The 10,659-nt window shown below is 38.2% G+C and carries 13 protein-coding genes, 2 tRNA genes and 2 pseudogenes; 11 read left to right on the top strand and 6 right to left on the bottom strand.

Annotation, left to right across the window (positions count from 1 at the left end; all coding sequences use genetic code 11):
- The first annotated feature begins 55 nt into the window (after positions 1 to 55).
- The 7 genes from radA (at position 56) to DYY66_RS07570 (ending at position 4,545) form a co-directional block, all read left to right on the top strand.
- A complete protein-coding gene (radA, locus tag DYY66_RS07600) occupies positions 56 to 1,054 on the top strand; it encodes a DNA repair and recombination protein RadA (protein WP_166287700.1) in 999 nt (332 codons plus the stop codon).
- Between the two features lie 108 nt (positions 1,055 to 1,162).
- Entirely contained in the window at positions 1,163 to 1,465 is a 303-nt protein-coding gene (locus DYY66_RS07595) for a 50S ribosomal protein L21 (RefSeq protein ID WP_166287697.1), read from the top strand.
- Positions 1,466 to 1,792, top strand: coding sequence for an RNA polymerase Rpb4 (locus DYY66_RS07590; RefSeq protein WP_157927541.1), 327 nt, complete (start codon positions 1,466 to 1,468; stop codon positions 1,790 to 1,792).
- Between the two features lie 20 nt (positions 1,793 to 1,812).
- The gene (locus DYY66_RS07585) at positions 1,813 to 2,373 is read left to right on the top strand and encodes a DUF655 domain-containing protein (protein WP_166287694.1); all 561 of its coding nucleotides are present in this window, start codon (positions 1,813 to 1,815) and stop codon (positions 2,371 to 2,373) included.
- Positions 2,370 to 3,074, top strand: a complete 705-nt coding sequence (locus DYY66_RS07580; protein WP_166287691.1) for an rRNA adenine dimethyltransferase family protein — start codon at positions 2,370 to 2,372, stop codon at positions 3,072 to 3,074. The genes DYY66_RS07585 and DYY66_RS07580 overlap by 4 nt, the downstream gene beginning before the upstream one ends.
- On the top strand, positions 3,052 to 3,591 hold the full coding sequence (locus DYY66_RS07575) for a HemK2/MTQ2 family protein methyltransferase (RefSeq protein ID WP_166287688.1): 540 nt from the start codon (positions 3,052 to 3,054) through the stop codon (positions 3,589 to 3,591). The genes DYY66_RS07580 and DYY66_RS07575 overlap by 23 nt, the downstream gene beginning before the upstream one ends.
- Before the next feature lie 162 nt (positions 3,592 to 3,753).
- Positions 3,754 to 4,545, top strand: coding sequence for a hypothetical protein (locus DYY66_RS07570; protein ID WP_166287685.1), 792 nt, complete (start codon positions 3,754 to 3,756; stop codon positions 4,543 to 4,545).
- On the opposite strand, the pseudogene DYY66_RS14660 reads toward DYY66_RS07570, so the two are convergent.
- Positions 4,534 to 4,957 (bottom strand): annotated as a pseudogene (locus DYY66_RS14660) (isocitrate/isopropylmalate family dehydrogenase); the annotation flags it as partial. The gene DYY66_RS07570 and the pseudogene DYY66_RS14660 overlap by 12 nt on opposite strands.
- A 153-nt stretch (positions 4,958 to 5,110) precedes the next feature.
- Positions 5,111 to 5,611: isocitrate/isopropylmalate family dehydrogenase (locus DYY66_RS14650; RefSeq protein ID WP_255496358.1), on the bottom strand; the 501-nt coding region annotated here is incomplete at its 3' end.
- A gap of 109 nt (positions 5,612 to 5,720) precedes the next feature.
- Between DYY66_RS14650 and DYY66_RS07560 the strand changes: the two genes are divergently transcribed.
- The 4 genes from DYY66_RS07560 to DYY66_RS07545 all read left to right on the top strand — a co-directional run bounded on the left by DYY66_RS07560 (position 5,721) and on the right by DYY66_RS07545 (position 7,060).
- Complete coding sequence (locus tag DYY66_RS07560) at positions 5,721 to 6,467, top strand: metallophosphoesterase (protein WP_166287682.1); 747 nt, start codon at positions 5,721 to 5,723, stop codon at positions 6,465 to 6,467.
- Positions 6,468 to 6,530: 63 nt separating this feature from the next.
- A tRNA-Ser gene (locus DYY66_RS07555) sits at positions 6,531 to 6,603 on the top strand.
- Between the two features lie 53 nt (positions 6,604 to 6,656).
- The gene (locus DYY66_RS07550; protein ID WP_166287679.1) at positions 6,657 to 6,818 is read left to right on the top strand and encodes a hypothetical protein; all 162 of its coding nucleotides are present in this window, start codon (positions 6,657 to 6,659) and stop codon (positions 6,816 to 6,818) included.
- Between the two features lie 56 nt (positions 6,819 to 6,874).
- On the top strand, positions 6,875 to 7,060 hold the full coding sequence (locus tag DYY66_RS07545; protein WP_166287563.1) for a hypothetical protein: 186 nt from the start codon (positions 6,875 to 6,877) through the stop codon (positions 7,058 to 7,060).
- Here the strand turns inward: DYY66_RS07545 and DYY66_RS07540 are convergent.
- The 4 genes and pseudogenes from DYY66_RS07540 to DYY66_RS14645 all read right to left on the bottom strand — a co-directional run.
- Positions 7,050 to 7,871 carry a SirB1 family protein gene (locus DYY66_RS07540; RefSeq protein WP_166287674.1) on the bottom strand — a complete coding sequence of 274 codons (822 nt, stop codon included), beginning with the start codon at positions 7,869 to 7,871 and terminating at the stop codon, positions 7,050 to 7,052. The two genes, DYY66_RS07545 and DYY66_RS07540, sit on opposite strands and share 11 nt — an antisense overlap.
- On the bottom strand, positions 7,868 to 9,055 hold the full coding sequence (locus DYY66_RS07535) for a hypothetical protein (protein ID WP_166287671.1): 1,188 nt from the start codon (positions 9,053 to 9,055) through the stop codon (positions 7,868 to 7,870). The genes DYY66_RS07540 and DYY66_RS07535 overlap by 4 nt, the downstream gene beginning before the upstream one ends.
- Positions 9,056 to 9,731: 676 nt before the next feature.
- Positions 9,732 to 9,824: transfer RNA gene (locus DYY66_RS07525), tRNA-Met, on the bottom strand.
- A 43-nt stretch (positions 9,825 to 9,867) separates the two neighbouring features.
- Positions 9,868 to 10,659: pseudogene (locus tag DYY66_RS14645) on the bottom strand (DNA topoisomerase I); the annotation flags it as partial.

Below are 10,659 nucleotides of genomic sequence, written 5' to 3'. Positions count from 1 at the left end.
ACAGAACCTTGACACAGTAAGTTTATTAGGTACTGGTACCGTACCATACGGTAAGATGGACGATTTAAGATTAGAAAATCTAGATGGGGTAGGCCCAGTAACTTCCAAGAAGCTAAGCGATGCAGGCATCCATAACATATTGGATCTTGTTGTAAGAGGACCAGTGGACATATCAGAAATTACTGGTATGGATCTTGATGCTGCTGTAAATCTTGTAAATAAAGCAAGACAGCAGCTAATTGATAATGGTCAGATTGCTAAAGAATTTGTCTCTGCAACTGAGATCTACAAGAGAAGACAAGACATTGGCAAGATAACAACAGGAACCAATGCACTTGATACCTTGTTTGATGGTGGAATAGAAACACAAGCAGTAACAGAGGTTTATGGTGAATTTGGTGCTGGCAAGACACAACTTTGTCACACTCTATGTGTAACTGTCCAAAAGCCAAAAGAAGAGGGTGGCTTGGATGGTGGAGTCTTGTATGTTGATACTGAACATACTTTCAGACCTGAAAGAATTGTTTCAATTGCAAAAGCAAAAGGTCTTGATCCAGAGAAAGTTCTTGACAAAATTATGGTAGCAAGAGCATACAATAGTGCTCACCAAGAATTAATCTTGCAAGAAGCAGGTCCTATAATTGAAGAGAACAAAATAAAATTACTTGTTGTAGATTCTGCAGTAGGTCTATTCAGAGCAGAATTCCTAGGCAGAGGAACTCTTTCTGTAAGACAACAGAGATTGAACAAGTTCATGCACTTGCTTTCAAGAACAGCTGAAACATACAATATTGCAGCAATAGCAACAAACCAGGTACAATCCTCTCCTGATCAGTTCTTTGGAGATCCGACAAGACCTGTTGGAGGAAACGTTGTGGCACATGCTTCAACATACCGTGTCTACCTCAAGAAATCAGGTAAGAAGAGAATTGCCAGAATGGTTGACAGTCCTCATCATCCTGAACAAGAGGCTATCTACACACTAACCGAAGGTGGTGTTGCAGATCCAGAGGATGAAACAAAGAAGAAAAAGAAAGAAGAACCTGAAGAATAGGTCTCTCATCCTGTCCCCGGTTGGAAGTACAATCTTCCATACCGTCTAACTTTTTTCCTTTATACCCAGTAAGTGTTAAATTATGGTCATCTCAAGTCTTAACGATTAATGACTACTAAGAAACCAAAGGGTCGTTCACACGGCTTTATGCACAAGTCACGATCCGTCATGACTAAGGACAAGGTCAGAGGAGTCTCTTTTCTATTAAGAGAATATTCCGTAGGAGACAAAGTTTTGGTTATCATAGATCCTTCACAACACAAGGCATTGCCACACCGAAGATATCATGGAAAGGTCGGAACAATCAATGCTGTTGGTAGAAGAACCGTGAAACTTGCAGTTAATCTTGGTAACAAGTCAAAAACCTTAATCACTAGGTTAGACCATATCAAACCATTCGGTGTTGTATAAATGGAAGAAGTAAAGAAGAAACAGGGCATTTCTATTCCAGAAGTAAAAGAAATAATGGAGAAAGTGGATACTGAATCAATGGACCAAATCCAAAGATGGACATATGATTATGTTACCAAGTTTTCAAAAATTGATGCCAAGGCTGCAAAGAAACTCAAGCAGCAACTTGTAAAAGAATGTGGCATACAAGAAGAAGAAGCAGTAGAAATTGTAAATAATCTCCCAAGTACTGAAGCTGAATTGCGAGCATTTACTTTTGGTTGGAAGAAACTAATTCTTGCTGAAACGCTCGACAAGATGCTAAAGATAATCAAGGAGAACTCTTAAGTTTAGGAGTACGGTTTTTCTTGGAACACACTCAAACTAGAAAGTATGAGGAATACGCCTACGTATTAGATTTTGTTACAAGGGGAAAATCAACTACAGTACGAGGACGAGACGGAATAATTGTTACAGCTATTGGAGAAGAACGACTAACCATACTTGAATTGCTTGCCATGCCAAACTCTACCTTTGAGATTGGAGAGCGAGTCTACATCGGCAAAGAAGGCAGGACAAAAATACTTTCAGTGCTTGGCAGACTAGAACATGAACACATTTCATCTTCAGCACAGAGTGAACTAAATGCAGTAATTGAAAAAATTGTCATGCAAAATGAAAAAAGATTTGTAGATTACCTAAACAACGCACAGCCACTTACTCCAAGAATACATGCACTTGAGCTGATACCAGGAATTGGAAAGACCTACATGAAGACAATGCTAGAAGAACGAGAAAAGAAAAAGTTTACAGACTTTAAGGATTTACAAGAAAGAGTTGGACTAAAAGAGCCAGCAAAACAGATTGCAAAGAGAATCATCGAAGAGATAACAGGAGAAACAAGGATGAGTCTCTTTGTTAGAAAATGATCAAGCGCAAGTTACTAGGCCAGCATTTTCTAATATCGCAGTCAATCGCAAAATCAATAGTTGACTCTGCTGGTATAACAAAAGACGACATTGTTCTTGAGATAGGCACAGGTCAAGGCATACTTACACCACTCTTGTGCAAGGATGCAAAACAGGTCATATCTATTGAAAAAGACCCAGTCTTGTATTCCAAGGCAAAAGATGCTTTTTCTCATATTCCAAACCTAACCCTGGAAAAAGGAGATGCCTTCAAGAAAGATGTTACATTTACAATCCTTGTCTCAAATCTTCCATATTCTGAGAGCCGTACTGCCATGGAATGGCTTGTTCAGAAAAAGTTCAAGCATGCTACTGTGATGGTCCAAAAGGAATTTGCCCAAAAACTGACCAAAAAAGACGGCAAAGAAAGAAGAGCCATATCAGTTATCGCAAATTATTGTCTTGAGATTGAAGGTATAATGGATGTAAAAAACACAAACTTTAGACCTCCTCCAAAGGTTGACTCTATTGTGATTTCCATTGTCCAAAAACATGTGTTGTCTGATAAAACGGTACATGCGGTAAACAAACTATTTTCATTCAAGCGAAAGACCATACGACACATTGGAAAAAAGATGGGCCTAGAGATTGATTCTGATAAGAGACTTGAAGAAATGCCAGATGGTGAGATAATAGACATTGCAAAAAGAATCCCACAATAATTATTACATTCCAGCAGAGGATTCTATCTTTTTTGCTGATTATCTAAAAGATAAAAAAGGAAGATCTGCACTTGACATTGGTACAGGATCTGGTATCCTTGCAAATGTCCTGTCAAAGAATTTTTCACTAGTTGTTGCAACTGATGTCAACATCTTGGCTCTTGTCAAGGCACATGAGACACTTGACAATTGCATCTGTTGCAATGCTGCTGATGCATTGCATACTAGATTTGATCTAGTTGTATGCAATTTGCCGTATCTGCCATCTGATGAGTTGCTTGACCCTGCAGTAGATGGACTCCATAATGGCACTGAAATTCCGAGCATGATAATAAAATCTGCCAATTCCAGAATTGAAAAAAATGGCAAGATGGTATTTCTGACCTCTTCTCTTGCAAAGTATGAAACACTAGTCCAACTGGCAGAGTCTCTTGGGTTTCATGTTACAATTGCAGCAAAAAAGAAACTCTTCTATGAAGAGTTGATTATAATCGAATGCACAAAAATCAAGCCCTAATATGATTTTCTTATAACAAGTACACCTAGTTTATCTGTAAAGAAACAAAACTGATGCTATTGAGATTTCATCATGTGGTTTATGCTGTTGCAATAGCTGCTATCTTCTATACTGCATCTGCTGCAAACGCGCAAGCACTTGATACACAGGTGACCATAGTAAATGATACATCCAACAATCACTGTAGGCCCAGTTTGTCATGCTATACAATTTCAGGTAAATATTGCTGCAGGGGATACAGTCACATGGATAAATCAAGACAACAAGACCCACACTGCTACAACTGGGACCTCAAACTATGGTCCACAGGGAGTCTTTGACAGTGGAATCATACCACCTGGCAAGTCATTTACCCAGTTCTTTGGTACCGTTGGAAGATACAGCTATTATGACAAGACTGACATGTGGCCATCTGGAGTTGTTGTGGTAACAAAAGAATTCTCACATGCAGAACTTTCCTGGGTTCCAGATTCATTAAAAATTGAAAAACAAAATTATACATCAAATGGTATTGTGATAACAAAACAGATCCAAAACACTGGAAATGCGGATGCAAGTTCCATAATATTTACACTAAAAATAACAAACAACTCTTCGCTCTTTTATAATGGACTTGTCAAGTTGAATGTACCTGCAAAACAGAGCGTTCCTGTAACATTTACGTGGAGTAATCCAGTAGATGGACAATACCAATTGTTCTTTGAGGCAAACTCTGCAAATACTGCAGGTGACATGAATGCAAATGATGACAGGTCAGTTGATCTGATATCTATTCCGCAGTCAACACCCGTCCAAAACCAATCTCTTCCAATAACACATCAAAACTTTACAATAAATGACAACACTGCAAGCGTTCCAGAGTTTAGTCACATGTCATATTTTATTTTAATTGCATCTATAGTATCTATTCTTGTCTTGTCAAAATCTAGTTTGAATGCTAAACTATTTTCTTAATTTCTGTTTTGCAATCTCTATTATTGCATCTGTCATCTGTGTTGTAGTTGCATTTCCGCCAATGTCAAATGTGACATACTTGCCTTCATTGATAACTTGATCAGTTGCAGCAAATATTGCATCTCTGATGTGAGTCTCTCCGAGATACTCTACCATCCATGCTCCTGATAGAATTGCAGCAGTTGGGTTTACCTTGTTTAGTCCTTTGAATGAAGGTGCGCTGCCATGAGCTGCCTCAAACATGGCAAACCTGTCTCCCATGTTTGCAGAATAGACCAGTCCTATGGAACCAATTATGCCTGATGCCAACTCTGATATTATATCCATGAAGAGGTTGGTGCTTATCAAGACTGAACCGTTGAACTGTTCTGGTTTTATGACAAGCTGCTGGGTCATGTTGTCTATGTATAGTNTTTGCCTTGACAGCCTTTTCTACTTCTTCCCAAAAGATTCCATCAGTAACCTTGAGAATGTTTCTCTTTGTTATTGCAACAAGCTTGTTCATGTGATATTTTTTTGCCCATGATAATGAGGAATTGATAAAACGACTACTTCCTTGTCTTGNCTTGTTCATGTGATATTTTTTTGCCCATGATATTGAAGAATTGATAAAACGACTACTTCCCTGCCTTGTTATCTTTCTAATTGCAATTGCGGCATCATCTGATACCTTGAACTCTATTCCTGTGTAGAGACCTTCTGTTGCCTCTCTAAAACACACAAAGTCAAGTGTCTTGTCAGGCGTTATTCTCTTGTATGTCCTAATTGGTCTGATGTTTGCATATAGATCAAATTTTTGTCGTAAAGTTACTGCAACACTTCTTGGAGAATTTGGTTTTGGAATGGTAGTTGTAGGTCCCTTGAAACCTGCATCAGAGTTTTCTAGGATCTTCATAGTAGCATCTGGAATGTATGTTTCCCCACCATGTTTTTCCCATTGTTCAGAGCCTGCTTCGCATAAAACCAATTCAGTTTGAGTGTTACATGCCTTCAATACTTTTAACATTGAATCAACAATCTCGGGGCCTATGCCGTCTCCTCTAATTATTGCAGCCTTTTTTCCCAAATCAGGCGAAATTGTAGTAGCAGTATATTTAACTCTAACTAGAAAATTGTTTGAAAATTTTTATTGTAAATCCCAAAGCTTAAACTCCTCATTGATGGAATATTTTGTTATGAAAATAGTGCAGATTTCAGATATTCATGTTGGTACACAATTCAAAGAAGAAACATTTGACCTTGCAGTAGAAGAGATAAATCAATTAAAACCATCAGTTATTGTAGCAACAGGCGATCTTACAAATGAGGGACTCCTCAAGGAATATGAAAAATGCAAGGCCAAGTTCTCACAGTTTGAGACTGAAAAGATAATTGCAATGAGTGGAAACCATGACTATAGAAACACGGGATATCTTTTATTCAAAAAATACTTTCCCTTTGACTCTGTAAATGAGCTAGAAGATGATACTGTACTTGTAACGCTTGGCACTGCAAGACCTGACAGGGACGAGGGTGAGATAGGTTTTAGACAAAATCTATGGCTTGAAAGAACCATGAAAAAATATGAAAACAAGACCAAGATACTTGCAATGCACCACCATCTGATAGGAGTTCCTGATACTGGTACTGACAGAGTAACTGTAATAGATTCTGGAGATGCATTACGTACTGCACTTGCAAGCAAGATAGACTTGGTCATTTGTGGTCACAAGCACAGGCCATGGTTTTGGAATTTTGGAAATCTGTCTATTGCAAATGCTGGAACAGTATCTTCTGAAAGAATGAGAGGACTCTTTGAGAACACATACAACATCATTACAATTGAGAAAGGCAAGATCAAAGTGGACTTGAAGATTGTAGGTGGAGAGAAAATTCATCTCAAGGATCTTGTACAAAACTACAAACGTTTTGGAGAAGAATAGGAAAATTCATTCCCGCTCTAGTTCCAAAGTTATAATAACAGTTTAAATTTCAGCAACATCTGTGCGGGGGTCGCCTAGCCTGGTAGGGCGTGGGATTGCTAATCCCATGTNGTGGGTTCGAATCCCACTCCCCGCGCTTTTTGCGATCTACGCTTAAACTTAATAAACCGAATTTCGCGAATTCATTTAATGGTAAGGAGAAAATCGGTAAAACCACGATCAAGCGGTCCAAAAAACGTTACCACCGGCCTCTGTCCTAAATGCGGTACAATAGGAAAAATTTTGATAATAGGATTGATTGGCAGCGAGAAAGGCAAGTGCCAATCATGCAACGGCGAATTCACACTATAGAAAATACTGACAAAACCCTCAACAAAATAAACCATAAATTTTTAAGGTCATATCTAGTGAAGATTAAACATATGGCAGGCGAAGACGAGTCAATTTATGAAAGAGTAGCTAGACTTGAAGATGAGGTAGCCAGCCTGAGAAATGAGATTGATGTTCTCAAAGGAACTATGCGAAACAAGATTGTAAGATACGAACACAAACTAATCAAAAAAGGAAAAGACGTACAATCAATTATTGACTAGATTTCTCTTTAATGCTTTTAATCATCTCTAGTACATCGTCAACATCATCTGCTTCTGGTGCAAGCTCAAGATACTTGTTAAGGGATGCTAGAGCAAGATCATTTTGAAGCAGTCTTGACTGGACTATTCCCTTATCCCTGATATCTTCTGATGAGTTTGGATCAAGACCTAGTATCATATTGATGCAATGCATTGCTTTCTCATAACTAAAGGAATCTGTGTAAGACCCCTTTAGATTTCTTAGAATTCTTATCAGTATCTTTTCTGGTTCTATGTCATTCAAATATTCTGGCTCAAACTCTACTCCTTCACCATATGTGGAATCAAGTATATCCTGGAGATCTTCGACATCAAGCAGACTACCTCTGTTAAAGGGGTCCAGTATGAGCTCCTCTGAATATTTTACAAGGAAATGCCCTGGAAACCCTACTGGTCTGAGCTCAAGCCCGATAGCCTTTGCAAGTTCGATGTAAATAATTGATAATGTGATTGGTATTCCAGTACGTTTTTCAATAACTATGTTAAGAAAGTTGTTTCTTGGGTTATAGTAATCATCACTGTTTGCTTCAAACTCCAAAATGTCAAACATGTACTCGTTTAGCATTGATACAAGATAGATTGGATTTTTGACATCAGATATGTGATCATGCAATCCATGTTCAAACGATTGTAGTTTTTTGACATATTCTGTAATGTCAAGATCTGGAAACTCTAGTATCTGAGACAATTTCAGGCACTTTTCAACTAGTGTGTATTGTGGGCTTTTTGCATAAGAGACCCACTCTGCTGCAAATGGATCGAATTCATTCATTTTCTATTTAGATAACTCTCTGGATTTTTGAGTTCTCGAGTTGTGGGAGGATTTGCAATCAATGTTTTGTATGTATTCTTGCCTAATTTTGCAAAGATGTGTTCTGTAAAGTCTGTTCCCATATTCTTTCTGACCTGGTATGATGAGATGTCGCTGTTTGCAAATGTAACTAGATAATTCTTAAAGTCTTGATCATCTTTTAGGATGTTTTTTACTGCAAACTCTGCCATTCCTTCCATTGTTGTAAAAGCTGCATGGTGTGCCTGGATTGGCTTTAACCATCTCTGATAAATGTCTAAAAGTTGTGGAATCATTTCCAAAATTTTAGGATCCACTGTTACCTTTGTAAATGTCATAACATCTGGACCCAAGACCTGGACTATGAAATTGTCTGGATTTAATATGAAAAACAGATTTGCTCTCTTTGCAACTGGATACTCGTCTGGAACTTCTGGTAATTGTAAATAATTGTAAAGATTCTTTGTTGCGGTATCATCAAGATTTAGAATGATCTTTGCAAGCTCTTCATTGATTGCATTTACTTCAGATACAGCATTTTTGTTGATGTTGTAGAGATTATTTTGTATTGAATGAATCTGTTCTTCAAGGATGGTCATCTTCAAGGCTCCAATATATCCAGAGTTTACTTGATCAAACCTTGACTCGTAGGGTTCGCCTTGCTTGTGTAATATTATCTGGGGATAACTGGATAAAATGAACTTGTTGAGGTATATTACAGATTCATAAAAATCGCCATATGTAGTCGATATCTGTGAGATGTACCCCTTTGCATAGGTGGAATAGACAAGATATCGAAAAGTCTGCTTTTCTGCAAGAGATGCTATTTTTTCAACATCTTCGTATGCAATTGCTGTAAAAAGCTCATCCACAAACTCTGCAGATTCCTTTGTGGGATACACTTTACGTCCTTTCAGACGCTTAAACTCTACAAGTTCTGGAAATTCAACTCTTGTCTGCGATACTGGAATCTCGGTAAACTCTGTTATCTTTTTTGACATGTCTGAAAACAACCTGTTGCAGATTGATTCAATGTCTTCAAACTTTATCTTTGAAGCAAATGTCTGTTCAGATTTTGCTTTTGAATTTGTTATCTCTTTTTCCTCATTTAGCTCAACTGAGAGCTGGTCCAAAAGGGCATATGCAAATTCCTCAAACTCTGTCATTATGAGACTGGATTAAACCTGCCAATTTAACATTAACTTTGGATCTACCTGTATGCTTTGGGTTGTATTTTTGTTAGAATTTGATTTTGTTGCAATGATTGTATCTATTTCATTGCAGTGGAATTCATCTTTGTTGTGCTGTTTGACATGGTTGAATGGCTCCAAACCATTTGAGATCCATAGTTTGTTTTTGCTAGAGCATTTACGACCATTTGATGCATTATGATGATTCCATATTGTGCACCAGTAGCTTTGCCTGGGCCTTGTCGTTGTGACGCTAACATAGCTGATGACCATTTGGAATGTTCTCCTGGCTCGCAAATGTGGTTACCACACACTCTGCTTGGATCAAGACCTGCGGTAGTGTGGCTGTNTATTGTGCACCAGTAGCTTTGCCTGGACCTTGGCGTTGTGATGACAACATCGCTGATGACCACTTGGAATGTTCTCCTGGTTGGCAAATGTGATTGCCACACACTCTGCTTGGATCAAGGCTTGCTGTAGTTCGACTATATTGACCAGCACCTTGGGTCAAAGCATTGGCCTCTTGTGTTATCGTCATGGACAATACAATAGAAAATAAAACTGCAAAAACTAGAATCTTTTTAGACATTTTGTGTATTTTGAATCGTATTAGAATAAAAGGTATTCGCCTTTCTTATGAAAAAAAGGTGTATACCGGGGGTGGGTTTCGAACCCACGACCTCCAGATTATGAGTATTACCCTTTGTGTGGACTGGCACTCTAGGCCAGGCTGAGCTACCCCGGCATAAATAACGCCTAAATTCTTGATGCAATTAAATGTAGCTTGCTTAAACTTGTGCAATCGTTTTCCAGTTGGTGTCTACTTTTGATACCCATTGGAATTTCTTTTGTAATGCAGATGTGTAGAGTTTCTCCCATTCTAGGCCAACTGCATCAGACCATGCCTTGACTACTCTTGGGTCGATGTAATTTCGAAGTGATGTTCCCAAGTTATAATCTCGGGTCTTCTCTGTAAGCTCTAAAGTGAGTTTTAATTTTTCTTCACGTTGTTTTAGTTTCTCACTTTGTTTTTCAGTCTTGGGTTTTGTCTCCTTTAGTTTCTTTATTGCCTCACGCTTTTTCTGCAAGGTTTCATCAAAGTTCTTTGGTATAGTTCTCTTGTGGTTGCATGTCACAGCAGCTTCAAGGTTTGCTAATTTTGCATGGTAAATCTTGATGTTCTCTGATTTTGATTTTAGATTGTCAACTTTTTTGAGATAATTTGTAACTACTTGGGTTGCAAGATATGTTCTGAACACTTTGGCAGTAAGGCCCTTTACTATGCCACTAAGAAATTCATTTACGTGTCTTGATGTGATTGCGTCAAATATTAGATCGTCTTTTTTCTTTTTCTCTGTGAGTTTTTTGAGATTTTCATAAAACATCTTGTCTTGTTCCGTTACAGGAAGTGGTTTTTGCCATCTCACACTGTCTTTTCCCAAAAAGTCAAACTCTATAACGCCTGGTTTTAGACTGATGTGTTCTACTCTAAGTGTGGTAGCACCTACAGTGTCTGCCTCATCTGGATCTTTTTCATCACCTACTCTCATTGCAGTTTTGTAAATCAAATAGCAAACAGT

It is taken from the genome of Candidatus Nitrosotalea sp. FS, assembly GCF_011319475.1.
Classification (GTDB): Archaea; Thermoproteota; Nitrososphaeria; order Nitrososphaerales; family Nitrosopumilaceae; genus Nitrosotalea.
This window is presented reverse-complemented; position numbering and strand designations above follow the sequence as displayed.